Origin of the sequence: Microbacterium sp. NPDC079356 (assembly GCF_049545465.1) — a bacterium.
GTDB lineage: Bacteria > Actinomycetota > Actinomycetes > Actinomycetales > Microbacteriaceae > Microbacterium > Microbacterium gawkjiense.
The window spans coordinates 396,698-419,611 of record NZ_JBMWDN010000001.1 but is presented as its reverse complement, the minus strand read 5'-3'; the positions used below and the strand labels follow the sequence as shown (position 1 = coordinate 419,611).

Here is a 22,914-nt window from a genome sequence, read left to right as displayed (position 1 = left end):
CCGTTACGGGGGAAGTATGCGGGAATCGATCTCTGAGGACTGTCGCGCGCGTCGAGGTCATTCGGGCGGTGAAGAACCGTGAATGGGCCGCGGCCATCACTAACACCGGCAGCAACACTCTCGGGCCATCCTCGAGCGTGATCCTAAATGGCGGGAAGATCACTGAGCCTGACGGCCGACCCCGTCACCAAAATAGGGCTACTACAAACTGTGTAGTTCAGCCCGCTGTAGACGTGCAAACCCTTGAAGAACATGTTCACGATCGTGAAGTTGAACATGACGGCTGAGAAGCCGATGATCGACAGCCATGCCGACCGGGTGCCGCGCCATCCGCGTGTCGCGCGGGCGTGGATGTATCCGGCGTAGAGGACCCAGATCACGAAGGTCCAGACTTCCTTCGTGTCGAAGCCCCAGTAGCGGCACCCACGATCGGCTCATCTCTCGCGGAAATCGACTTCGCGGGCAACCCACGGTCCTGCCACGAGCATCTTCGGCGGCGACCATAGCGTCGTCGCACACCCGCGGGTCAGTGGCGGTCGATCCTTCCGCTAACTAGAGGGACGGCGCAGAGCACGGGACGGCGAACTATACGGTGTTTCAGGCCTGACGCGCCGCGCGTGAGCGTGGCGGGGAAGGTGCCGTGATGACTACGACACTGGAAGTTGTGGGTTCGAAGAAACACCATGATGATGACCGATCCGCGGAGGCTGCTGCGGCTGCCGAGCTGGTCCGTCTAGCCAAAGAGCAGTGCCTTGCTCTGACGGGCCCGGACGGCCTGTTGAAGCAGTTCACGAAGAACGTGCTCGAGACCGCGCTGAGCGAGGAGCTCACCGAGCACCTCGGGCACGAGAAGAACCGTCACGGTCCTGACCGTGAGAGCGGGAACGTGCGCCACCGGACGAGACCGAAGACGGCGCTCACCGAAGCGACCGGCCAGGTCACGATTGGGCGGCCCGCAGCTGCCGCGACGAGCACCTCCGGCTCGGTTCAACTTTTGTCACGAATATGTCGTTTTCGATATGGTCCAGCGTGCTCGGTAATTCGTCGGGCCCATCGAGTTGGCGAGAGAAGGCCGGCCGGGCCCGTGCAGGGAATGTCCGGCTCTTGCTGACTCGGCCGGCCCGGTAGTGGCGTGCACGTACCGGGTAGTGCTCAGATCAGCTTGGCAACGGTGAGCAGTACGGCAGAATCTTCCACCGCCTTGAGAGTGTGATTGGCCGCGGGGACGATGAGAAGGTCACCGATCCAGCCCGACCAGGACATGTTCTCGCTTTCGAGCAAGACCCGTCCGGACAGGACATAGATGGTTGCCTCGCCCGGGCTGGAGTGCTCGCTGAGTTCCCTGCCTGACTGTAGAGCGATCACGGTCTGTCGGAGGACGTGTTCGTGGCCGCCGTACACGGTTGTCGCGCTCCGGCCGCTGGACGCGACGTGAGCAAGCTCGAACTGCTGTCGCACGAGCGCTGTGAGCGACGTTTTTTGCACGATTTGCTCCCTCAATTGTGGTGCGTGTTACCGCACTGCGAGTGGACGCACGACATATCGTCCGATCGGCCTTGGCACGACAGCCGCTGACTAGCTCTCGGGCCTTGACCCTTGATCGTGGACACGGTGTCGCTTCGGTTATGCTGCTTCCGCGAGGGTAGCGGATGTGGTCGCTTCGTAGGCGTTGGGTGAGATGTTGCCGATCGCGGAGTGGCGTCGGCGAGTGTTGTAGCGGTTGGCCCACCGGAACACGGCCCGGTAGGCGGTGGCCTGATCTGGGAACGCAGGGCGCCCGGCGAGGAGCTCGCGTTTCAGCGCGGCGTTGAAGCTCTCCGCCAATGAGTTGTCGGCACTGGTCCCGATAGCCCCCATGGACTGGGTGACCTTCAGGTCGTTGCAGAGCTTCACGTAGGCCTTCGAGGTGTAGACCGAGCCGTGGATGCTCTCCTAAGAGTCAAGCGGCAATTTTGCGTGGTTTGGTGTTCGGGGTGATGTGCTGGATGCCGGGGTTGAGGAGGAAGTAGACCTCGCGGGCGAGGTAGCGCTTCAAGCAGCGGATGATCTCCATTTTGGAATGTCCTTCGGCGGTCTTCTTCGCGACGTAAGCCTTCGTTCTGGGGTCGAGCCTGAGGCGGCTGATCACGGCGAGATGGAGGGCGCGGTTGGCTTGCCTGTCACCGCCGCGGTTGAGACGGTGGCGCTGGGTCATCCCTGATGAGGCGGGCAGGGGTGAGACGCCGCAGAGCATCGCGAACGCGGCTTCTGAGCGCAGCCGGTCCGGGTTGTCGCCAGCGGTGACCAGCAGCTGGCCGGCGACCTCGATGCCGATCCCGACCCGTTCCAGCAGTTGCGGTGCGAGTGCTTGCACGATCGGGTTGATGAGGTCGTCGAGGTCGGAGATCTCGTCCGTGAGTTCGAGATAGCGGCGACCGAACGATTTGAGCGCGACCCGGTAGGCGATGACCGGGTCGGTCGCGTTGGAGACATCGGGTCGCCAGGCGGCGAGATGACGAATCAGCTGCATGCGGGTCAGATTGCGAACCTGGTCACGGACTTCGTCCGGAGCCGCGACGATCGACATCCTCTGCAACTGCAACGTGTTCCGTCGTTCGCGGACGGCTTGGGCGCGTGCGACCCGCAGGATTCTGAGGGCCTCGACCGCGCCGTCCTTGGACTTCGGGATCGTCGTGCGTCGCTCGTGTAGCGCGGCGCGGGCAGCGTTGATCGCGTCGAGATCGTCGTCCTTGCCCTTCCGGCGACGATCCGAACGATCAGGTCGATCGACTTCGAGGACCACGACATCGTGCTTGGCGAGGTGCCGTGTGAGACCGGCGCCGTAGGACCCGGTGCCCTCGATCCCGATCCGAATCAGATCGCCGTGGCTGCGCACCCATGCCAGCAACGCCCGGTAGCCCGCGCGTGTTGTGGAGAAACTATGCGTTCCAAGGACCGTGCCAGCTGGATCGATGACCGCAGCGACGTGGATCTCCTTGTGGGTGTCGACGCCGGCGAACACTGGTGTTCGTGGTTGAGGTCGCCGGGTGGTGTCGGGGATGATGGTCATGTCGTGCTCCGATCTGTTCGCATGGGCGGGGAACGGCATCGCGCACCACCAGACCGGCGGACAAGACAGTGATGAGCACCTGTTGGCGCAGGCTCTCCTTAGGTCACTCCGGCGGCGAGGCGTGACGCCTCACCGGGTGTTCTCAGGAGACCGACAGATCCGAGGAAAGACAGCAAATGTCGATCGGAGTGAGAGTCAGGAACCCCTGAGAACACCCGGCACCAACATCCTCGCGCGTCCATCGCTGTGAGGGTCAGGACCCCCGAGAACACCAGCACGAACAGTCTCACTGTCCGTGTGCATAATGACGCCGCTGATCGCATCACGGCCACCGCGGACAGCGACCGCCATCTGCAACGCCGCCTCCGCCAGCGGCGCGTCGTGATGTTCCCCCATCGCGTATCCGACGATGCGGCGCCCACCCATATCCAGCACACTGTCCAGGTAGAGCTTGCCCTCACCAGTGACGATCTCGGTGCCATCGCCATACCATTTGTGGTTGATCCGATCGGTACCGAAATCGCGGTTGATCAGGTCCGCAGCCCGCCACCTGCCCCGGCCCTGCCGGGTGGTGCCCTTCCGCCGATGTTTCGCCCGAGAACGCAACCCCAACTCGGCCATCACCCCCGCGACGGTGTTCACGCTCACCCGCCAGCCCTCGTCCCGCAGGTCCGCGACGATCCGCGGCGACCCATAGGTGCCGCGATGCGCGGCGAACAGCCGACGGGTTGCGATCTGAAGCTGACCGTGACGGGCATGCGCGGCCGAGGGGTCACCATGGCGCCACTTGTAATACCAGGCCGGGGATACTCCCAGCGCCCGGCACGCGACAGCGATCGGCACGTGGTACTCGGCCCTCTGGGTGGTGATGTGTGCGGCCACCGCTACCGACCCATCGCCTCCTGGACCCAGAGAGCCGTCGATCGTTTGAGGACATCACGCTGCATGCGCAGCTCGGTGTTCTCCTTCCGCAACCGCACCAGCTCCGCACGCTCCGACTCGGTCAACGACCCATCGCCGCCATCGCGTGCCCGGCGTGCTTTGACCACCCAGTTCCCCAACGTGCCCTCGTTGACACCCAGCTCCCGGGCGACCTGCGCGGCCGGCTTACCCGTCTCCTCGACGATCCGCACCGCACCCTGTTTGAAGTCATCATCGAACTTCTGATACCTGTTCATCGCCACTCCCTTTTAAGCGATATCTCCACGATACGAGGGGAAGCCCACAACCCCGAAACAGATCCTGGATGAGCGGTATGCGAAGGGTGAGCTGACCTCCGAGGAGTACCGGGAGCGCCTGGCCACGTTGGGTCTGAAGCCGTAGTGGAACCAATCACCCGGCGCGCCGCTCTGACCCTCGGCGGGATTAGTGCCGCTTTCGTCGTCGCCGGCGGTACGGGACTGCTGTGGAGCAGCCAGTCCCCTGCTCCCGGTTCGGTGACGTCTAACGTTGGCACCGGCGGAGGAAGCGAACTAACGGAACCTGAGGTGCTCAGAAGTGTGAACGGGCTACTTGATGTCGCTCTGGTCGCGTCCGGATCGGCACTGACCATCGGCGGTACGCCCGTTCAGCCCTCACCTACAACGGCGGGGTACCCGGTCCGACGCTGGTGGTGCGCTCCGGAGATGTGCTATCGATCGCGATGCGGAACCAACTCCAAAGCCCGCCAACTTGCACACCCACGGACTGCACATCTCGCCCGAGGGCACCAGCGACAACGTCTTCCGGCGAATCGACCCTGGGACCTCAGCGGACTACCGCTACGAGATTCCCGCGAACCACCTGCCGGGCGTGTACTGGTATCACCCCACCATCACGGCCTGGCAGCCGACCAGGTCTTCGGTGGCCTCTACGGTGCCATCATCGTCGAGGACCCGACGCCTATCGGTGTCAGCTTCGAGCGGGTGCTCGTCATCTCCGACATGACCTTCGGCTCGTCTGGCCAGATCGTGCAGGCATCGCAAACCGAGCGAATGAACGGCCGCGAGGGCGCGACGGTGCTGGTGAACGGCCAACTGGGTTCAACTGTGACCGCCCGTCCGGGAGACCGAGAACGCTGGCGCGTCGTCAACGCCTGTACCTCGCGCTACCTCGACTTGCGGTTGGACGGTCAACGCCTCCAACTGCTCGGCAACGATTCTGGCCGATTCGGAGCACCCCTCGATGCCACATCCCTACGACTACTGCCAGGAAACCGGGCCGACGTGATCGTGACCATGGCGCCGGGCAACTCCGTGCTGCGGGCGGTGCCAGTAGACCGCGGCTCCGCGGGGATGCTGGGAGGCAGTACACGATCAACGGCGGCCGTGGACCCCGCCACTGTGGTGGTGGCGGGATCTGCGGTGTCCCCCGCGAACGAGCTTGCTGTGGCATCGGCCCCTCGCGACCTGAGGTACAGGACCATCTCACGCGACCGCACCTTGATCATGGCAATGGGGATGGGCGGGATGGGCGGCGGAATGATGAGCTTCACCATTGACGGCACAACCTTCGACCCCGGCAGCGTGGATCACCATGTCACGTCGGGGACCGTGGAAGAGTGGAAGATCATCAACACGAGCCCGATGGATCATCCGTTCCACCTCCACGTCTGGCCCATGCAAGTGCTCAGCATCGGATCAGAGACGGCCACAATGCCCACCTGGCAGGATGTGGTCAACGTGCCAGCCCAAAGCAGTTCAATCGTGCGCATCGCCTTCGAAGACTTCAGCGGCAAGACCGTCTACCACTGCCACATCCTCGACCATGAAGTCAACGGCATGATGGGAGTCATCTCCGTCGGCTGAATCGATCGATCCACACTGCCAACGCATCCGGCGGCACATCTGACCGCAACGACTATCGCCGTTTGCATCGTTCAGGCGGAGCCAAATAGTCGCTCCAAGTCGGTCCGTGCGTGCATCCCCTACTGCAAGTACAACGTCACCTGCGGCGGGTCGATACCGAAGTCGATTGAACACGGTGGGTGGGTGTGGTAGGCGGACCCTATGGTGAGCTGTTGTATTTGACGGGGTCATGACCATGGTCGATCGCATATGCCGCAAGCAAGTCGGACATCGTGGGAGTAGTGCGTGGGAACCGACCCTGGAGGACCCCGGCGAACTCCTCCAGCGCCCCGGTCAATAGGCGTGCCGCGATGCGCATGTCAGGCTGCGATGACTCCTTCGCAACTCCGGCGAGGTCCGCGGCGTAGGGCAGCATCGCCGCCAGCGACGAGTTGGGGTCGGTGTCGCGAAAATAGTAGGTTTCGGAGTATTCGCTGAGGTCGACCCTGGCCTGGATGATGGCGGTCGCCAGCTGCTCCAACAGAACTGGCAGAATCACGGAATCAGCATCCTGGTTTCCCCCGACAACCTCTGCGCGCCGCATTGTTGACAGCGTGATCGCCAGCACTCTGCGCCTAGCCAACGCTGGATAGATCTGCAGTACCCATGACACAGCGACCGTCAGGAGTCCAAATCCGAAAAGGGCCTCAAGAGGGACGGCCATGCGCAGCCATCCCGGCGCAGGCACGACGTCCCCGAAACCGAGTGTCGAGATCGTGATCATCGAGATGTACAAAGCGTCCAGCGGAGCGTTCGCGCTATCCGTGGCGGAGCCAGGACCATAGATGAAGCCTTCGGGAACCGAAGGCAGGTAGAGCAGCGCCCAACCGACTACCGCGAGCGTGCCCCACGTGACAATGACGGTCGACAACCCCAGGGGTCCGCTGAGCTGGCCCAGCCGTCCGCGTCCCTGGCGGTACTGTGACATTCGCCAGATAGTGCGCAGCACCAGTCGACTGAGACTACCCTGCCCTTCCGGGTGGCCCAGAGTGTGGAACATGTCGCGGAGTACCAGTAAGACGATCACTGCTCCCGCGGCGCGCACCAGCCATTCCATTCGTCCTCCGATTTCACCGCCAACTACCGATCTGCGTTTCACTACGACATCAAACCGGCGGAACCCGGGAGATTCCTACGACTACAGCCTAAGCTCGGGCATGACCGCGCTACCTTCGCCGATCCGGAAGTGAGATGCGAAGCATGTCCCCCTACATCAGCGTCTTCATGGTGATCGGCCTCGGTCTCGCCGCGGTCGGATTGGTGTACATGGTGGGTCGGTTTGCGGCGGTTTCCCGGGAGGTCGTGGAGGTCCTCCCGTTCCAGTCCGGCTGGGAACCACGCGAACATGCGCTGTCCCGGTATCACGCACGCTGGTACCCGATTGCGCTGGTGTTCCTCGCTTTTGATGTCGAGATGCTGTTCATGTATCCGTGGGCGGTTATCGTGGCCGAACGCGGTGCCGAAGCCATCATCGAGATGTTCGTGTTTCTCGCGCTGTTGGTCGCGGGCGTTGTGTGGGCGTGGCGTGAAGGGGCCTTCCGATGGGTCTGACCGGGTGGGTGGCCAATGCCGCGGTGAAGCGCGTTCACGTCATGATCGTCGAGGCCCCCGGCTCGGGTCTTTTGCGGATGAGGGTTGAGGCTGCGGTCACGGCTCGCGGCTGGGCACTGGCGTGTGCGCCCGCAGACAGTGACGCGCTGCTGGTCTGCGGACGACCGGAGGCGGCGCTGAGCGCGTTGATTGATTCGGTGTGGCAGCAGGTTCCCGCCCCTCGTGCGCGCGCCATTGTGACTAATGTTGCAGACCTGTCGTCGACGTTGGATGCCGTTGTTGAGGACCTCCGCGACACCACAACCCAGCGCATGCGGGCTCGAAGTGAGCAGGCGAGCAAGCCGCCCGTCGTCGCCGAGATGTCAATGGACCACTCCGGACACGACATGGACATGCCCCACGACACAGACCACTCCGGACACGAAATGGGCCAGTCCGGACACGACATGGACATGCCCGGTCACGACACGGACCACTCCGGACACGAAATGGGCCACTCCGGACACGACATGGAAATGCCCCACGACACGGGCCACTCCGGACACGAAATGGGCCAGTCCGGGCACGACATGGACATGTCCGGTCACGACATGGACCACTCCGGACACGAAATGGGCCAGTCCGGACACGACATGGACCACTCGGGTCACGGAATGGATATGTCTGGCCCCGGCGGTATCCCCCTTGCTGGCGGATCGGAGGACCGTGATGGGTTGGAGATGGATGCCACCCACCTCACCCTGGGTCCGATTCTGTCGGATTGGCCCGCCGCGCTCGTTGTGCACTGCACGTTGCATGGTGATCTGGTCACCGATGTGGAGATCGAGTGGGGTGACGCCAACGAATTGCCTGCGGGATCTGTTCGGGAGGATGCCGCCCGCTTGTGCGATGCAGCATCGCGAGTTCTGGCCGTGGTCGGCTGGGATCCGATGGCCGCGCAGGCGCGGCGTGTCCGCAACGACCTCATTGGTGATGTACCGCTCGAGAAAGTGCGACCCCGATTGGTCCGTCTTACCCGCCGCGCAGAGCGGTCACGGACGCTGGCGTGGAGCGCGAAGGGTATCGCGGCGGACGAATCCATCGATCCGCGTGGCACACTCGTTGGTTGGCTGCGCACCTGCTCCGCGTTGCTTGACCCTGAAGCGGCTCCCCCAAGCCGTCTGGCGCTCGGGTCCGCCGCGGACAGTGCGACCAGCGAGGTGATCCGCAGCGCGGTCGTCGGGCACGAACTCTCGGCCGTCCGCCTGATTGTGGCATCCCTCGGGCTGGAACATGCGTTCTCACGGGAGCGGGTGCCGCGTGGGTGAGGTGGCGACGGGTTTCGTCGCCGTGCTACTCGTCGCGGGCGGTCTCGTCGTGGTCGCCTGGGCAGCGGCGGCCGCGAACGCGATGCTTGATGCTCGATCTGTCGGCTCACCGGTCGCAACCGCAGCCGCCGCACCCCTTCGAGAGGTGAGCCGCCTGCTCCGCCAGCAACGCCGCACTCTTGCGGGGGCAGATTCGTTGCTGTGGCGTATCGCCGGCGCAGGACTGGTCATCGCGGGCATGCTGAAGATGCTGGTGATCCCTTTCGGATCCTTCGTCCTGGCCGACCTGCCCGTGGGTCTGGTGTGGTTCAATGCCGTCGACGTGTTGTTGTGGGCGCTGTGGTGGTTGCTCGGGTGGGGAGCCAACAGTTCCTGGTCGCTGGTGGGTGGATACCGTTTCCTTGCACTTGCCCTCTCGTACGAGCTTCCGCTGATGTTCGCGCTGACCGCGCCGGCCATCGCGGCGGGGAGCCTTCGCATGCTCGATGTGCAGGACGCGCAGGGCAACCTGTGGTTTGTCGTCTGGATGCCGGTGGCATTCCTGATTTTCGTCGCATCCGTGGTGGCGTTCTCGTCGTGGGGTCCTTTCCATACCGCGATGAGCGGCGATATCGCCTCTGGCGTGATTGCCGAGCTGAGCGGCGTCGACCGGCTGCTCGTTCTCGTGGGTCGGTACGCCGTCCTCGTCGCGGGTGCCGCGTTCGCGGTGCCGCTGTTCCTCGGTGGCGGAAGCGGTCCGTGGCTGCCACCGTCGATGTGGGTGCTCATCAAGACGCTGGTCGTGCTGGCGGGGATGTTGACGGTGCGACGACTCTTCCCGATGATTCGACCTGACCGTCTCGCGGGGCTCGCGTGGGTCATCATTTTGCCGTTGACGATCGTTCAGGTCGCCGTCGTCGCCGTGATCGTGGGCGTCAACGGGGGTGCCCTGTGATCGCGGCTGCGCTGTTCTGGTTGTTCGCTGTGGTTGCTGTCGCGAGCGGCATCGCCGTCTTCGTGGTCAACTCGATGGCGCGGGCTACCTACGCCCTTGCGGTGTCGTTCGTGTGTGTCGGCGCGATCCTCGTTGTCTTGAACTTGGACTATATCGGGGTGATCACCATCTTGATGATGTTGATGGAGATGGCGATCATGGCCGTTTTCATGGTGATGTTCATGGGAATGAACCCGGCGTTGATGCCGATGGATATGACTCACAGCAAACGCCGTTCGATGATCATCGCGGCGGTCGTGTTCGTGCTGCTGGCGGTGGCAGCGTTTGTCATCCCTTGGCCCGCGCGTGCCGGTGAACCTGCCGCGGACCTCGTCAGGTCACTGGGTGATGCGATCATGGGCTCGAAAATGCTGGTGATGCTCGTCATCAGCCCCGTTCTGTTCGCCACGATTGTCGCGGCACTGGTGCTGGCCAATCCGCACGGCCGTTCCGACCCAGCTGGTGAGGATCGTGACGACGAAGAGGGCGACGGTACGCCGATGCCGCCCGACTCGTCGATGGCAGGGGGGCACCACAATTGATCCTCCCGCTCGTGCTCGTCGTCGCGGCGGCACTTTTTGCCGTCGGGCTGTATGGCGCCCTCTCGCAGCAGGTTGTCGTCATGGTGATGATGGGCATCGAACTGATGATCAACGGTGTACTCCTCGCGGCAGGTGCGCTGTGGTGGTTCCTCGCGCCCACGCCCGACGGCCAGACCCTGATGATCGTTATCCTCGCGGCGATGACGGTGGAGATGGCGATGGGATTCGCGGCGGCCACGATCGTGCACCGCTCCCGAGGGTCCGACATGATCGATTCGGCAACGGACCTGAACGGATGAGTCTCCTGCTGATCATCCTGATCGCCTTGCCGGCGGTTGCCGGCACCGCCCTCCTCCTCGGCGGGCGCCGCTTCGACAGGGTCGCTCCGGTCACATCGATAGCGGTCGCCACGGTGACCCTGGGGGCCGCGATCGCTGCGGCCCTTACCCGGCCGCGGTGGGAGGCGGCCTTTATCGGGCCAGGCGGTGCAACCCTGGTCGTCGACGGGCTTTCCGCCGTCCTCCTGCCGATGATCACCGCCGTCGCGCTCCTCGTCTTGGTCTTCGCTGTTGCCGAGCGGACCCAGCCCGAGGCCCGTTTCCATGGTCTGATGTTGGTGTTCATCGCTGCCGTGCTCATCACGGTGACGTCGACGTCGCTGGTGTCGTTGCTGGCCGCGTGGGAGATCATGGGCGCCACCTCGTACGCTCTCATCGGCTTTTACTGGCAGAACGCCCGCACCATTCCCGCGGGTTTCGTCGCATTCACCGTGACACGGACGGCCGACCTCGGCCTGTATCTGGCTGCGGGTGTGGCCATCGTCGCGGGCGTGGACTGGCAACTCGACGATCTGAGTAGCGCCTCGGCGCCCTGGCTGTCGATCATCGCGGCGGGAGTTCTGATCGCCGGCCTGGGAAAGGCCGCGCAACTCCCCTTCAGCTTCTGGTTGTCCCGCGCCATGGAAGGGCCCAGCCCCGTGAGCGCCTTGCTGCACTCCGCCGCGATGGTTGCCATGGGCGGATACCTGCTGCTTCGACTGAGTCCACTCTTGCTCGCGTCCGGCTGGGCGGGATGGGCGGCCGCATGGATCGGTGCGGCCACGACCATCGTTTTGGGTGTAATCGCCATCGGCCAGTCCGACCTCAAACAGCTCCTCGCCGCATCCACCGCCGCGCAACTGGGATTTGTGACCCTCGCCGCCGGCATCGGGGCGACAGCGGGGGGAACTGCGCAGCTGATCGCACACGCGGCCACCAAGGCGCTGCTGTTCCTCATCGCGGGCGCGTGGCTGGCAGCAACGGGCACCAAACAGTTGCACGCGTTGCGTGGCGTCGGCCGGCGGTGGCCTCTCGTCGGAGTGACGTTCCTGATCGGAGCACTCTCGCTCGCCGGCATCCCACCGCTCTCGCTCTGGCTCACCAAAGACTCTGTTCTCGCGGCCGCGCTCGAAGCGAGCCCCGCTCTGTACGCGGCTGGCCTGGTGGGGGCGGTACTGGCGGCGGCATATTCGGCGAAAATCATCGGAGTGGCGTGGGCGGCCCCTGCGCAGGACGCGGCGCGTGAGGCGGAGTGGGATGCCGAGCAGCAGGGAACACGGCACATTCCTGCCGGCGCGAACGGCCCGCTCGCTGTCCTGGCGGTCGGGGCGGCTGTTCTGGGAATCCTCGCTGCTCCCGGTGTGGATGCTCCGTTCCGCGAAACCATCGGCGCAGCAGGGCAGCCTCAGAGCAGCATCGCCGAGCTGGCGGCATCAGCGATCCTTGCCCTCATCGTCGTTCTTGTCGTGCTGCGGTATCGGCTTCCGCCGGTTCCTGGCTCGGCGACGTGGTTCGGTCTGGAGCGCGCCGCCATCACCATCGTCGGCCGCCCGCTGGAGGTCTTCGCCGCCGCTCTGGCTCGTTTCGATGTCCTCCTCGACGCGCTGATTGATCGGTCACCTGGCGCCCTGCAGGCCGTGGCCGGTCGTGTCGGTCACAGTGATGACAGACTCGACGACGCAATCGATGCCGCGCCGCGTACCCTCGATCGGACGGCGACCGCCACGCGGTCGCTCGACGGCGAGGTCGACGGTGCGGTGGGTCGCGTCGTGACGTTCACCCGCTCTGCCGGTAGGTTTGCCCGACGTTCCCAGTCGGGTCGCATCGCCGACTACTACGCCGCCGGCGCCGTCGTCGCCGTCGCCCTCGTCGTGCTCCTGATTGTTGTGAGGTAGCCCCGTGCTCAGCATTGTCATCTTCTTGCCGGTCGCCGTCGGCATTCTCCTCGCGGTGCTCAGAAGAATCACCCCGGCCGCAGCGCGCTGGGTGTGGCTGACCACGACACTCGTCGATCTGGCCCTGATCGTCGTCATCACGGTGGCCGGGCCCACGAGCGGCAATGGCCTTGTCGCGGAGGAGCAGCTGGCATGGATGCCGGGCGTCGGCACGAGCTATCACATCGGCGTCGACGGGTTCTCGCTCCCGCTGCTCCTGCTGACCGGGGTGATTTTCGTCGCGAGCGCCGTGTGGTCCCTCCGGACTGAGGATCGACCGCGCGCACAGGCCGCGCTGTTTTTGTTCCTGCAGACCACGTGCCTCGGGCTCTTCGCCGCCCAAGACCTCATCTTGTTCTTCCTCTGGTTCGATCTGTCGATCGTGGGGATGTACTTCGTCATCGCCGGATGGGGTCATGGCAACGCCCGCCGATCCGCACTGAAGTTCTTCCTGTACACGTTCCTGGGATCGCTGGCCTTGCTGCTGGGGTTCATCGGGCTCTACCTGAACTCCTCCCCTCACACGTTCGACATGATCGAGCTGTCCCAGGCGGGAGCTTTCACGGGCAACGCGGTGACCGGTGGCCTCATTCTCACCGCGATCGTGGTCGGCTTGGCGATCAAGACCCCGACGTTCCCGTTCCACTCCTGGCTACCCCCTGCCCACACCGATGCCCCGAGCATCGGGTCCGTCGTGCTCGCCGCCGTGATGTTGAAGATGGGCACGTACGGTTTCGTGCGCATCGCGATGCCGATGCTTCCGGATGCCTGGAGAGCTGGCGCGTGGGTGATCGTCGCGGTGGGAATCGTGTCGGTGCTCTACGGCGCGCTCGTCGCACTGGCGCAGACGGACGTAAAGCGGATGATCGCGTTCACCTCGATCAACCACATGGGCTACGTGATCCTCGCCGTCGGTGCCGCCGGTATCGTGTCCCAGGACAGCGAGCAGGCGCAGCACCTTGCAATCACCGGCGCCGTGATTCAGATGGTGTCGCACGGTCTGATCACCGGCGCACTGTTTCTGCTCGCGGGAGTGTTCTGGGATCGCACCGGCAGCTACGATCTCCGCCGTTACGGGGGACTCGCCTCGCCCGCCCCGCGGTTCGCGGGCTTCTTCGCCATCGCCGCGTTCGCCTCCCTCGGCCTTCCCGGCTTCAGCGGATTCATCGCAGAGTTCCAGATCTTCACGGGCAGTATCGGCACGACGCTGTGGGCGGCGCTGGCACTACCGGGCATTCTGGTCGTGGCCGTGCTGTTCTTGCGCGCCTTCCAGCGAGTCTTCACCGGCCCCACCACCGGCCTATCGCCCGGATTCGATGACCTCCGGCGCCATGAGATCGTCCCACTCGTTGTGCTTCTGGGGTTGTCCGTGATCATCGGCATCTTCCCCGGCCCACTGATCGAACTCATCGCCCCCGCGGCCGACCAGTTGATCGGCGTGCTCGGCCCGTGACATCGATGTCTATGAACTATTCCGCGCTGATCCCCGAAGCGGTGCTCCTCGCCGCCGCGGTGATCGCGTTGCTCGGCGGCAGCTTCCTGCCACGCCGAGGCCAGGTCATCATCCGTTGGTTCACGCTCGGGGCGCTCGTCGTCAGTGCGGGCGTCGCCGCGGGAGCTGCCGGGCAGGCGGGGGGTGCGATCTTCGAGGGGACCTACGCCATCGACGCCCCGACAATGCTCGTGCGCGTTCTCGCTCCCCTGTGCACGGTGGTCGTGGTCCTGATTGGACGGCGCGACTTCCGCGGCTCCCCCAGGGAAAGCGAAACGTACACGCTCCTCCTCCTGGCCACCCTCGGCACCGTCGTGATGGGCGGAGCGACAGACCTGCTCGTCCTGATTGCGGCGTTCCTTCTCACGAGTATCCCGCTGTACGCGCTCATCGGGATCAGACGTACTGCCCATGCCGCCGAAGCGACTCTGAAGACGTATCTGATGGGGGCGCTGTTCGGTGTCCTTCTGCTCGCGGGAGTGGCACTTTTGACCAGCCTCGCCGGCACGAGTAGCTACGCGACCATGAACACCGCCCTCGCGGCAGCCCCGACCGCTGCGGTCGTCTTGGGTGTCGTTGCGACCATCATCGGTCTCCTCTTCAAGGCAGGAGGGGTGCCGGGGCATTTCTGGGTGCCCGACGCCACCGAAGCCGCAGGCACCGCTGTCGGCGCGTTCTTGACAACAGTCCCCAAGATCGGCGCGCTCGTTGCCATCGCCCGTGTGGTGACCGTGATGCCGTCGAGCATCGACGTTCCGCTCCTCATCGGAGTGCTCGCGGCACTGAGCATGACCGTGGGGAATCTTGCCGCGCTGGCACAGCGCAACGTGCGCCGCCTGATGGGCTGGTCCACCGTGAGTCAGGTCGGATATCTGCTGATGCCGATCGCGGTCATCGGCGCCGCCCCCACTGCTCCGGCGAGTCTGCTCGCCTACCTGGTGCTGTACAGCATCTCGAACCTGACCGTCTTCGCCGCCTTCTCTACGCTGCCCGAACGCGAGCGTATCGACGACTTCGCCGGTGCCGCACGCCGGCATCCGTGGCTGACCGCAACGCTCGTGATCGGCGCGCTCAGCCTGGTGGGAACACCGCCCACCGCCGTCTTCTTCGGCAAACTCGCCGTGTTCACATCCACGTGGGATGGCGGACTCGTCTGGCTCGTCGTCGTCGCGGCGATCAACACGGTGGTCAGCCTCTTCTACTACCTTCGCCTGTTCACCAGCCCATTCCGCGCCGCGCCCGAGGAGATGCCAGGATCGGCCGTACCGGCGGCCCCCAGCAGCGTGCAAGCGACCGCGCTGGTACTCGCGGTCGCCGTGCTCGTGTCAGGTTTCGTCGCGGTGGCGATCGCTCCGAGCTTGATCTGAACTCCGGCGCGGGGAGGGAACGCACCCTTTGCCGGCCGACTGGGCTGTGTGGTCCGCCCAGCTGGTGGAGAAGAAAGTCCATTCGAACTGGACTCGGTCTCGCACATCGAACTGCGCATGGCCCAGCTCGCCAAACGCAGCCGCACGCCTTGGAGCCGGTGGGAAAGGTCGCGGATCCGGTCTACACTCCCCCATCATGGGCAGTGTCACGCCGTACGAATCAGCGCACGGGCGCCGCTACCGCGTGCGTTACCGGAAGCCCGACCACTCGCAGACAGACAAGCGCGGATTTCGCACCAAGCGCGAAGCCGAACTCTTCTTGGCGTCCGTCGAGATAGACAAAGCGCGGGGCGGGTACATTGATCCGGGTCGCGCGCGCGTCACGATCGCACAGTGGATGGACATCTGGCTGGCATCGCGCTCCGATATTCGTGCGACTACGCATGCGCGCATTGAGTCGATCATCAGCAAGCACGTCAAGCCGCAGCTCGGGCACGTCGCACTCGGAGATCTGACCCGCCTCGGAGTTCAACAGTGGGCGTCCAAGCTCCCCGGCGAGCCCGCCACCGTGCGGAAGATCGTTCTCGTCCTCTCAGGCGCCCTCACGCTCGCCGTGGAAGACGGACGAATTTCGTACAACCCCGCCGCATCGCTCAGGCTCGCCCGAACGGTTCAAAAACGCAAACGATACCTGAGCCACACGCAGGTGGGACAGCTCGCCCACGCGGTTGGTGAGCAGCCTCATGGTGCGGACCTGGGATACGACATCCTCGTGCTCGTCCTCGCCTATTGCGGCCTTCGCTGGGGTGAGCTGTCCGGGCTCCGCGTGAAGGATGTCGATCTCGAGCGTGGACGTCTCAATGTCGCGGTGACCGTCGTCATGGTCAAGGGCTACCAGCGGGAGGAAGCGCCGAAAGACTACGAGCACCGCTCCATTCCGGTGCCCGCGTTCCTCGTCCCCCACCTCGCGCGGCAAATCGCGGGCCGCAAACCATCGGACCCAGTCTTCTACGGCCAGCGCACGGGCACCTGGCTGCGCAACGCGGTCTTCCGCATCGGTTGGTTCGACGACGCCGCCACAAGTATCGACCTCGACCGCCTTACGCCTCACGAACTGCGCCACACCGCGGCGTCCCTCGCCATCTCCGCGGGTGCAAACGTCAAAGCGGTCCAGCGGATGCTCGGACACGCGAAAGCGAGCGTGACGCTCGACGTGTATGCCGACCTGTTCGAAGAAGACCTCGACGCGGTCGCGGTCTCGCTCAACAGCGCCGCGCTTCACACCGCAGTTGGCGAGTTGTACGGCGCAACAGCGAGCGAAAAGTAGGCGTCGACGCCACCAACGGCGCAGGGCGATCCGCGCGTGAAAGAACCTCTCTCCGACACCTCATCGCGCGTCGGACCGCAGTCAAAAATGTGCTCGAATCAGCGATCGGGGACAGCTTTCGACGATCTCCGTCAAAGATCGACTCTGGGAACCGTGGGCAAATTGTGGGCAAACCCGAAAAAAGCTCTAAAACCCCTGAGTGTGAAATGACGAAAACCCCCGGTCTGACCGGGGGTTTTCTGTTGGTGACCCCAGCGGGATTCGAACCCGCGTTACCGCCGTGAGAGGGCGGCGTACTAGGCCGCTATACGATGGGGCCGTACTTTTCCGTTCCCTCCCTGCGGAGGCAACCGTTCAATTATGCATGACGTTCACAGCGGTGCAAAATCGGGCCGCCCTTGCCACAGCCCGCCCTGCTGAGTTGACTGGGACGATGCGCGTCACGAAGCACGAACATGCCTGCCTCCGCCTCGACAGCGAGGGCAAGACCCTCCTCATCGACCCCGGTTCCTTCACCCTGCCCCTCGACGATCTGAACGGTCTGGTCGGCGTGATCCTCACGCACGAGCACCCGGACCACTGGACCCCCGCCCAGCTCGACGCCGTCCTCTCCCAGGCGCCGGGTGTGCCGATCTTCGGGCCTGCGGGTGTCGTGGCCGCGGCATCCGACTACGACGTCACCGCGGTGGAAGTCGGCGACGAACTCGAGCTGGGTCCCTTCCGACTCCGCTTCTTCGGCGGCACCCACAGCGTGATCCACGAGTCGATCCCCGTCATCGACAACCTCGGCGTCCTCGTGAACGACGACTTCTACTACCCGGGCGACTCCTACGCCGTCCCCGAGGGCGTCGAAGTCGGTCTGCTCGCGGCGCCCATCGGCGCACCGTGGCTCAAGATCGGCGAGGCGATGGACTACGTGCTCGCCGTGAAGCCGCGCCGCGCCTTCGGCACGCACGACATGACGCTTTCCCGCGCGGGTCTCGCGATGCACCGTGACCGGCTGAAGTGGGCGACCGAGCAGAACGGCGGCGAGTTCGTCACCCTCGATCCGGGAGAATCGACCGACCTCTGACATCGCACGCACGAACGACGGATGCCGCGGGGCTTGCGCTCCGCGGCATCCGTCGTTCGTGGGGGTCGAGCCTCACTCGGCGTCGTGATCCGTCTCGATGAAGGCGACGAGCTTGTCGAGAGCCTCCTCGGCGCCCTCGCCCTCGGCCTTGAGCGTGACGACCGTGCCCTGCGTCGCACCGAGACCCATGAGGGTCAGGATGCTGCCGGCGTTCTGGTCGGGGCCACCGGGAACGGCGATCGTGACGGGCACGCCCGTCTCCTTGACCGCCTGCACGAAGAGCTTTGCGGGGCGGGCGTGCAGTCCGGAGCTGCTCGCGACGGTTGCGGTCCGTTCGGCCATGGTGGATCTTCCTCCTTGAGTCGGTGTATCGAGACTATGCCGTGGCGGCGACGGCGGGCACATCCGCCTCGATCGGGCGGCGGCGGACGAAGCGCTTCAGGACCACGACGGCGACGGCGCTGACGACGGTGCCCGCCGCGATCGCGACCAGCCACAGCCAGAAGTTGTCGATCGCGAAGAAGACGAACACGCCGCCGTGCGGAGCGCGGGAGGTGACCGCAAAGGCCATCGACAGCGCGCCGGTGACCGCGCCTCCGAGCATCATGGCCGGGATGACGCGGAAGACATCCGCTGCGGCGAACGGGATCGCCCCCTCCGAGATGAAGGCGGCGCCGAGCAGCCAGGCAGCCTTGCCGTTCTCGCGCTCGGGCGCCGTGAACAGCTTGCGGCCGAGGACGGTCGACGCGAGCGCCATCGCGAGCGGCGGGACCATCCCCGCCGCCATGACCGCGGCCATGATCTGCAGGTAACGCTCGTCGCCGGCGATGCCCTGTGCCAGGTTCGCGGTGGCGAAGCCGTAGGCGACCTTGTTGACGGGACCACCGAGGTCGAAGCACATCATGAGACCGAGGATGACGCCCAGCAGGATCACGCCGGCGCCGGTGAGGCTTCCCAGCCAGCCGTTCAGCGCCACGCTGAGCGCGGCGATCGGGCCGCCGAACACCATCAGCAGAAGACCCGACGCGAAGATCGAAGCGAGCAGCGGGATGATGACGACGGGCATCAGACCGCGCAGCCAGCGCGGCACGTCGAGACGGTTCAGCCACCACGCCGCGAGACCGGCGAGCAGACCGCCGACGATCGCGCCGATGAAGCCGGCACCCATGAAGGTGGCGACGGCACCGGCGACGAAACCGGGCGCGATGCCGGGGCGATCGGCGATGCCGTAGGCGATGTAACCGGCCAGGGCAGGGACGAGGAACCCGAAGGAGAGGCCACCGATCTGGAAGGCGACCGCACCGAGGTAGTACCCGAGCCCCTCGGGCGGGAGGTTCCACAGCGTGAAGTTCTGAAGGGCGTAGACGGCGTTGTTGACGTCGGCTCCCTCGTGCGGCGAGGCGATCTGGTAGCCCGCGAGAGCGAAACCGAGCGCGATCAGCAGACCGCCGCCGGCGACGAACGGGATCATGTAGCTGACACCCGTCAGCAGCGCCCGGCGGATCGCGCCGCCGAGCGAGGCGGGTGCGGCTTCGCGGGTCGCGTTCCCGCCGGACGCGGCCGGAACGCGCGCCGCGTTCGGGTTCTTCGCGGCGGCGACGGCCTCGCGGATCATCTGGGCGGGCTGCTCGATCCCGCGCTTGACCCCAGCCCGGACGACCGGCTTGCCGGCGAAGCGCGCCTGCTCGCGGACGTCGACGTCGACGGCGAAGATGACGGCGTCGGCCTCGTCGATGATGCGCTGGTCGATGGCCTTGTAGCCACTCGATCCCTGCGGCTCGACGGTCAGGTCGACGCCGTCCTTCTGCCCCGTCGCCGTCAGCGCGTCGGCGGCCATGAAGGTGTGGGCGATGCCGGTGGCGCACGCCGTGACCGCGACGATGCGCGCGGGGCGGCCGTCGATCAGGAGCGCGTCGTCGGCGGAGGCGGCGGCGGCCGGTGCCGCGGCGCGCGAGGCAGGGGCCTCGGGGGCGGGCGCGTCCGAGATGGCGTCGCGGACGATGGCGACGACCTCGTCGGGCGTCGATGCGGCGCGCAGCCCCGCCGTGAAGTCGTCGCGCATCAGGCTGCGGGCGAGCTTCGACAGCACCGCGAGGTGCTCCTCCGCGGCCGTGTCGGGGGCGGCGATGAGGAAGACGAGGTCGGCGCCGCCGTCCTCGGCACCGAAGTCGACGCCGGGGTTCAGCCGCGCGAAGGCCAGAGAGGCCTGCGTGACGGCGGCGCTCTTCGCGTGCGGGATGGCGATGCCGCCGGGCAGGCCGGTCTCGTCCTTCTCCTCGCGCGCCCAGGCGTCGTCGGCCAGGCGGGCGCCGTCGGTGGCCCTCCCCTGCGCCGCGACGCGCCGGGCGAGGGCGTCGATGACGGCGCGCTTGTCGGCGCCGAGCGGCTCGTCGATACTGACGAGTTCCGCGGTGATGATCTCAGTCACGGTGACCTCCAGTGGTCGGGTTGTCCTGCGAGAGGAGTCGCACCGGCACCGCGCCGGTCGACAGGTCGTGGGGGGTGGGAGGTTGGGTGCCCGGAAGCGACGCAGCCGCGGATCCGTAGCGGATGCCGGAGCGTAGGCGCTCCTCCGGTGCGGCACCGGTCGTCTCGGCGAGCAGGTAGCCGGCGAGCGAGCTGTCGCCGGCCCCCACCGTGCTGCGTACGCGCGTCGGGGGCGGTGTGCCGTGCCACGCGCCGTCGGCGGTGACGAGGACGGCTCCGTCGCCCCCGAGCGTCACGAGGGCGGCGGCGACGGATGCCGGGACCAGCCCGCGCGCGATCCGCGCGACGGCATCGGGGAGCTCGAGTTCCGCGTCGAGGCCGCGACCGGTGAGTTCGGCGAGTTCCTCGTCGTTGGGCTTGATCAGGTCGGGGCGCCCGGCGGCGACGACGGCGGCCAGGGCAGGCCCCGAGGTGTCGACCGCGATGCGCGGAGCGGAGGGTCCCCAGGCCGCACGAACCGCCTCGATCACGCTCACGTAGTAGTCCACGGGCAGGCCCGGCGCGAGCGATCCGGCGAGCACCAGCCACGACGCGCCCTCCGACGCGGCGACGACCGCGGCGGTCAGGGCTGCGGCATCCTCTTCCGTGAACGCGGCGCCCGGCAGGTTCAGCTTCGTCGTGGTCCCGGAGTGGTCGGCGATCGTGATGTTCGCGCGGGTGGCGCCGTCGTGGGCGACGGTCCGCGTCGGGATGCCGGTCGCCGCCAGGGCGCCCGCGAACGGATCGCGGGGATCGAGCGGCAGGACGGCGAGAGTGGGACGGGATGCCGCGGCGACCACCCGCGCGACGTTGATCCCCTTGCCGCCCGCATCCTCGCGAACGCCGAGCGCGCTCTGCACCTCGCCCACCTGCAGGGGCGCGGCGAGGGAGATCGTGCGATCGAGGGACGGGTTGGTGGTGAGGGTGACGATCACGCGACCTGCACCTCCACGTCGGCGTCGCGGAGTGCGGCGGCGAGGGCTCCCGTCGGCGCCGTGTCGGTCAGGAGGACGTCGACGTCCGTCAGCGACGCGAACGAGACGAGGAGCTCCGCGTCGAACTTGTCGCCGTCGGCGACGACCACGATGCGGCGGGCCGACGCGACGATGGCGCGCTTGACGGCCGCCTCGTCGGGATCCGGCGTGCTGAGGCCGAATGCCGCGGAGACGCCGTTCGTGCCGATGAAGGCGATGTCGGGCCGGAGTCGGCCGATCGCCTCCACCGTCTGCGCTCCGACGGCGGCTGCGGTGAGCCCGCGCACCCGCCCGCCGATGGCCGTCAGTCCCACGGCGGGGGCGCCGGCGAGGATGTGGGCGACCGACATGGAGTGCGTGACGACCTCGAGGTCGCCGGCGGGGTGCGGTCCGGTCGCGAGAAGCTGGGCGATGGCCCCGGTCGTCGTGCCGGCGTCGAGGTAGAGGGCGCCGTCGAGCTCGGCGCCGAGCAGGTCGACGGCGGCACGGGCGATGGTCTGCTTCGCGCCGCTGCGCTGTCCCGCCCGCTCGGCGACCGAGACCTCGGCGGTGCTCGCGCGAGCCCGGTGGACGGCGCCGCCGTGGACGCGGCGGACGAGGCCGACACGCTCGAGGGCGGCGAGATCGCGACGGACCGTCTCGGTGGTGACCCCGAAGCGATCCGCGAGGTCGAGAACGGCGACGCGCCCGTCCGTGGCGATCAGCTGCTCGATCTGCTGCTGGCGCTCCGTTGCGTACATGTGGTCCTCCTCGAACAAGACCACACGGTACAACACAAAACCACACGAAACAAGAACCGCTCATGCGACGACGCCCCCGGGCCGAGGACCGGGGGCGTCGTCAGGGAGAGGCGGGTCAGGCCTCGCTCATCGCGAGGACCTCGCGCTGACCGCGAGCCGCGAGAGCAGCGGCACGGGCGGCGATGCGCCGCTCCTGCTCGGCCTGCGCGGCGTCGATGGTCTCCTGGTCGAGCGGAACGCTCTCGACCTTGTTCACGCCGTTGTACTTCTCCATGTAGGCGTCGAGCTCGGGGCCCGACTCCCACGACGTGATGAGGCAGTACCGCGGGGCGTCGCCGGGGTGGTAGGCGGCGTGCCACAGACGCTGCGTGTCGATGACGAGCTGCGCGCCGGCGGGCAGGGCGATGCGGGTCTCGCCGCTCGGGTCGGTGCGGTTGTCACGCAGGACGAAGAAGCTGTCCTTGTCGTCGGTGAGGTTGAAGAAGCTGCGGACGACCCAGCCGGTGCCGTCGGGGTTCAGCCGGTTGTTGTCGTCCTGGTGCAGGTTGTAGAGCGCGTCGGCGTAGGTGTTCGGCTGCAGCTCGATGATGCGGCAGCGTCCGACGTTCGAGCCCGGCTCGAGCGCGCGCTCGGTGAGCGTGGGCGCCTTCTCGGTCTGCGAGGGGATCCAGACACCGTCCTTGTCGGTGCGCGGCGGCTGGTGGTTCCAGAAGCCGTTGCACTCGATCTCACCCTTGGCCGAGGCGAGCGGTGCGAAGCGGGTGTCCCCCGACGACTTCCAGTCGACGTACTCGACGTCGAGCCACTCCTTCGGATCGATGTGCTTGCCGTACATGTCGAGGACGGCGTAGCCGGTCTCCTCGAGCAGAGCACTCTTGATGTAACCCATGCGGATCAACCTTTCTGTCGGGCGAGCGAAGTTTTTACAGGCCCGACTTAGGCCAGCCTACCTAGGCGTTCTGGGAGCGTCAGTAGACT

General features: G+C 66.1%; 22 protein-coding genes, 1 tRNA gene and 4 pseudogenes. 14 read left to right on the top strand and 13 right to left on the bottom strand.

Translation table 11 applies throughout. From position 1 onward, the window contains the following. Positions 1-218: 218 nt before the first annotated feature. Positions 219-419: pseudogene (gene ccsA, locus ACPEH0_RS02080) on the bottom strand (cytochrome c biogenesis protein CcsA); the annotation flags it as partial. 224 nt (positions 420-643) lie between these two features. On the opposite strand from ccsA, the pseudogene ACPEH0_RS02075 reads away from it, so the two are divergent. Beyond that, positions 644-955: pseudogene (locus ACPEH0_RS02075) on the top strand (transposase); the annotation flags it as partial. Between the two features lie 197 nt (positions 956-1,152). On the opposite strand, the gene ACPEH0_RS02070 reads toward ACPEH0_RS02075, so the two are convergent. The 5 genes and pseudogenes from ACPEH0_RS02070 to ACPEH0_RS02050 form a co-directional block, all read right to left on the bottom strand. After that, positions 1,153-1,458 (bottom strand): cupin domain-containing protein, encoded by a 306-nt coding sequence (locus ACPEH0_RS02070; protein ID WP_359917703.1) that lies wholly within the window; start codon positions 1,456-1,458, stop codon positions 1,153-1,155. Positions 1,459-1,623: 165 nt separating this feature from the next. Further along, positions 1,624-1,929 (bottom strand): annotated as a pseudogene (locus tag ACPEH0_RS02065) (transposase); the annotation flags it as partial. Positions 1,930-1,939: 10 nt separating this feature from the next. Next, entirely contained in the window at positions 1,940-3,049 is a 1,110-nt protein-coding gene (locus ACPEH0_RS02060; RefSeq protein WP_359917700.1) for an IS110 family transposase, read from the bottom strand. A 195-nt stretch (positions 3,050-3,244) separates the two neighbouring features. Beyond that, on the bottom strand, positions 3,245-3,931 hold the full coding sequence (locus tag ACPEH0_RS02055; RefSeq protein WP_366213134.1) for an IS3 family transposase: 687 nt from the start codon (positions 3,929-3,931) through the stop codon (positions 3,245-3,247). A 2-nt stretch (positions 3,932-3,933) separates the two neighbouring features. Continuing rightward, positions 3,934-4,227 carry a transposase gene (locus ACPEH0_RS02050; RefSeq protein WP_366213407.1) on the bottom strand — a complete coding sequence of 98 codons (294 nt, stop codon included), beginning with the start codon at positions 4,225-4,227 and terminating at the stop codon, positions 3,934-3,936. Between the two features lie 19 nt (positions 4,228-4,246). Between ACPEH0_RS02050 and ACPEH0_RS02045 the strand changes: the two genes are divergently transcribed. The 3 genes and pseudogenes from ACPEH0_RS02045 to ACPEH0_RS02035 all read left to right on the top strand — a co-directional run bounded on the left by ACPEH0_RS02045 (position 4,247) and on the right by ACPEH0_RS02035 (position 5,835). Then, entirely contained in the window at positions 4,247-4,372 is a 126-nt protein-coding gene (locus tag ACPEH0_RS02045) for an SHOCT domain-containing protein (protein WP_423719415.1), read from the top strand. Positions 4,373-4,658: 286 nt separating this feature from the next. Next, positions 4,659-4,975: pseudogene (locus tag ACPEH0_RS02040) on the top strand (multicopper oxidase domain-containing protein). Beyond that, positions 4,954-5,835, top strand: a complete 882-nt coding sequence (locus tag ACPEH0_RS02035) for a multicopper oxidase family protein (RefSeq protein WP_366213135.1) — start codon at positions 4,954-4,956, stop codon at positions 5,833-5,835. Before ACPEH0_RS02040 ends, ACPEH0_RS02035 begins: the two are co-directional and overlap by 22 nt. Before the next feature lie 199 nt (positions 5,836-6,034). On the opposite strand, the gene ACPEH0_RS02030 is transcribed toward ACPEH0_RS02035, so the two are convergent. After that, a complete protein-coding gene (locus tag ACPEH0_RS02030) occupies positions 6,035-6,931 on the bottom strand; it encodes a potassium channel family protein (RefSeq protein ID WP_359917697.1) in 897 nt (298 codons plus the stop codon). 143 nt (positions 6,932-7,074) lie between these two features. Between ACPEH0_RS02030 and ACPEH0_RS02025 the strand changes: the two genes are divergently transcribed. The 9 genes from ACPEH0_RS02025 (at position 7,075) to ACPEH0_RS01985 (ending at position 16,684) form a co-directional block, all read left to right on the top strand. Beyond that, on the top strand, positions 7,075-7,425 hold the full coding sequence (locus ACPEH0_RS02025; RefSeq protein WP_359917694.1) for an NADH-quinone oxidoreductase subunit A: 351 nt from the start codon (positions 7,075-7,077) through the stop codon (positions 7,423-7,425). Continuing rightward, complete coding sequence (locus ACPEH0_RS02020) at positions 7,416-8,732, top strand: hypothetical protein (RefSeq protein WP_359917691.1); 1,317 nt, start codon at positions 7,416-7,418, stop codon at positions 8,730-8,732. The genes ACPEH0_RS02025 and ACPEH0_RS02020 overlap by 10 nt, the downstream gene beginning before the upstream one ends. Beyond that, positions 8,725-9,666 carry a complex I subunit 1 family protein gene (locus ACPEH0_RS02015; protein WP_359917688.1) on the top strand — a complete coding sequence of 314 codons (942 nt, stop codon included), beginning with the start codon at positions 8,725-8,727 and terminating at the stop codon, positions 9,664-9,666. Before ACPEH0_RS02020 ends, ACPEH0_RS02015 begins: the two co-directional genes overlap by 8 nt. Beyond that, entirely contained in the window at positions 9,663-10,247 is a 585-nt protein-coding gene (locus ACPEH0_RS02010; protein ID WP_359917685.1) for an NADH-quinone oxidoreductase subunit J, read from the top strand. Before ACPEH0_RS02015 ends, ACPEH0_RS02010 begins: the two co-directional genes overlap by 4 nt. An 11-nt stretch (positions 10,248-10,258) precedes the next feature. Beyond that, positions 10,259-10,546, top strand: a complete 288-nt coding sequence (locus tag ACPEH0_RS02005) for an NADH-quinone oxidoreductase subunit NuoK (protein WP_235272480.1) — start codon at positions 10,259-10,261, stop codon at positions 10,544-10,546. Beyond that, positions 10,543-12,459 carry an NADH-quinone oxidoreductase subunit L gene (locus ACPEH0_RS02000; protein ID WP_359917681.1) on the top strand — a complete coding sequence of 639 codons (1,917 nt, stop codon included), beginning with the start codon at positions 10,543-10,545 and terminating at the stop codon, positions 12,457-12,459. Before ACPEH0_RS02005 ends, ACPEH0_RS02000 begins: the two co-directional genes overlap by 4 nt. Positions 12,460-12,463: 4 nt before the next feature. Continuing rightward, positions 12,464-13,951 carry a complex I subunit 4 family protein gene (locus ACPEH0_RS01995; RefSeq protein ID WP_359917678.1) on the top strand — a complete coding sequence of 496 codons (1,488 nt, stop codon included), beginning with the start codon at positions 12,464-12,466 and terminating at the stop codon, positions 13,949-13,951. Positions 13,952-13,992: 41 nt separating this feature from the next. Next, the gene (locus ACPEH0_RS01990) at positions 13,993-15,357 is read left to right on the top strand and encodes an NADH-quinone oxidoreductase subunit N (RefSeq protein WP_366213136.1); all 1,365 of its coding nucleotides are present in this window, start codon (positions 13,993-13,995) and stop codon (positions 15,355-15,357) included. Between the two features lie 196 nt (positions 15,358-15,553). Continuing rightward, entirely contained in the window at positions 15,554-16,684 is a 1,131-nt protein-coding gene (locus ACPEH0_RS01985) for a tyrosine-type recombinase/integrase (protein ID WP_359917673.1), read from the top strand. A gap of 243 nt (positions 16,685-16,927) precedes the next feature. Here the strand turns inward: ACPEH0_RS01985 and ACPEH0_RS01980 are convergent. Beyond that, positions 16,928-17,003: transfer RNA gene (locus tag ACPEH0_RS01980), tRNA-Glu, on the bottom strand. Between the two features lie 114 nt (positions 17,004-17,117). Here ACPEH0_RS01980 and ACPEH0_RS01975 point away from each other — a divergent pair. After that, the gene (locus tag ACPEH0_RS01975) at positions 17,118-17,756 is read left to right on the top strand and encodes an MBL fold metallo-hydrolase (protein WP_359917670.1); all 639 of its coding nucleotides are present in this window, start codon (positions 17,118-17,120) and stop codon (positions 17,754-17,756) included. A 72-nt stretch (positions 17,757-17,828) separates the two neighbouring features. On the opposite strand, the gene ACPEH0_RS01970 is transcribed toward ACPEH0_RS01975, so the two are convergent. From ACPEH0_RS01970 to ACPEH0_RS01950, 5 genes are all read right to left on the bottom strand, one after another. Beyond that, complete coding sequence (locus tag ACPEH0_RS01970; protein WP_064001929.1) at positions 17,829-18,098, bottom strand: HPr family phosphocarrier protein; 270 nt, start codon at positions 18,096-18,098, stop codon at positions 17,829-17,831. Positions 18,099-18,132: 34 nt separating this feature from the next. Continuing rightward, a complete protein-coding gene (locus tag ACPEH0_RS01965; protein WP_366213137.1) occupies positions 18,133-20,184 on the bottom strand; it encodes a PTS fructose transporter subunit IIABC in 2,052 nt (683 codons plus the stop codon). Continuing rightward, a complete protein-coding gene (locus ACPEH0_RS01960; protein ID WP_366213138.1) occupies positions 20,177-21,157 on the bottom strand; it encodes a 1-phosphofructokinase family hexose kinase in 981 nt (326 codons plus the stop codon). Before ACPEH0_RS01960 ends, ACPEH0_RS01965 begins: the two co-directional genes overlap by 8 nt. Further along, the gene (locus ACPEH0_RS01955; protein WP_311862311.1) at positions 21,154-21,936 is read right to left on the bottom strand and encodes a DeoR/GlpR family DNA-binding transcription regulator; all 783 of its coding nucleotides are present in this window, start codon (positions 21,934-21,936) and stop codon (positions 21,154-21,156) included. The genes ACPEH0_RS01960 and ACPEH0_RS01955 overlap by 4 nt, the downstream gene beginning before the upstream one ends. 115 nt (positions 21,937-22,051) lie before the next feature. Further along, positions 22,052-22,825, bottom strand: a complete 774-nt coding sequence (locus ACPEH0_RS01950) for a hypothetical protein (RefSeq protein WP_064001925.1) — start codon at positions 22,823-22,825, stop codon at positions 22,052-22,054. Positions 22,826-22,914 lie beyond the last annotated feature (89 nt).

Coding starts and splice junctions, on each gene's coding strand:
- ACPEH0_RS02000 (WP_359917681.1), top strand. CDS start 10,543: ATGAGTCTCCTGCTGATCATCCTGATCGCCTTGCCGGCGGTTGCCGGC.
- ACPEH0_RS01975 (WP_359917670.1), top strand. CDS start 17,118: ATGCGCGTCACGAAGCACGAACATGCCTGCCTCCGCCTCGACAGCGAG.
- ACPEH0_RS01955 (WP_311862311.1), bottom strand. CDS start 21,936: ATGTACGCAACGGAGCGCCAGCAGCAGATCGAGCAGCTGATCGCCACG.
- ACPEH0_RS02020 (WP_359917691.1), top strand. CDS start 7,416: ATGGGTCTGACCGGGTGGGTGGCCAATGCCGCGGTGAAGCGCGTTCAC.
- ACPEH0_RS02050 (WP_366213407.1), bottom strand. CDS start 4,227: ATGAACAGGTATCAGAAGTTCGATGATGACTTCAAACAGGGTGCGGTG.
- ACPEH0_RS01970 (WP_064001929.1), bottom strand. CDS start 18,098: ATGGCCGAACGGACCGCAACCGTCGCGAGCAGCTCCGGACTGCACGCC.
- ACPEH0_RS01950 (WP_064001925.1), bottom strand. CDS start 22,825: ATGGGTTACATCAAGAGTGCTCTGCTCGAGGAGACCGGCTACGCCGTC.
- ACPEH0_RS02060 (WP_359917700.1), bottom strand. CDS start 3,049: ATGACCATCATCCCCGACACCACCCGGCGACCTCAACCACGAACACCA.
- ACPEH0_RS02025 (WP_359917694.1), top strand. CDS start 7,075: ATGTCCCCCTACATCAGCGTCTTCATGGTGATCGGCCTCGGTCTCGCC.
- ACPEH0_RS02030 (WP_359917697.1), bottom strand. CDS start 6,931: ATGGAATGGCTGGTGCGCGCCGCGGGAGCAGTGATCGTCTTACTGGTA.
- ACPEH0_RS01985 (WP_359917673.1), top strand. CDS start 15,554: ATGGGCAGTGTCACGCCGTACGAATCAGCGCACGGGCGCCGCTACCGC.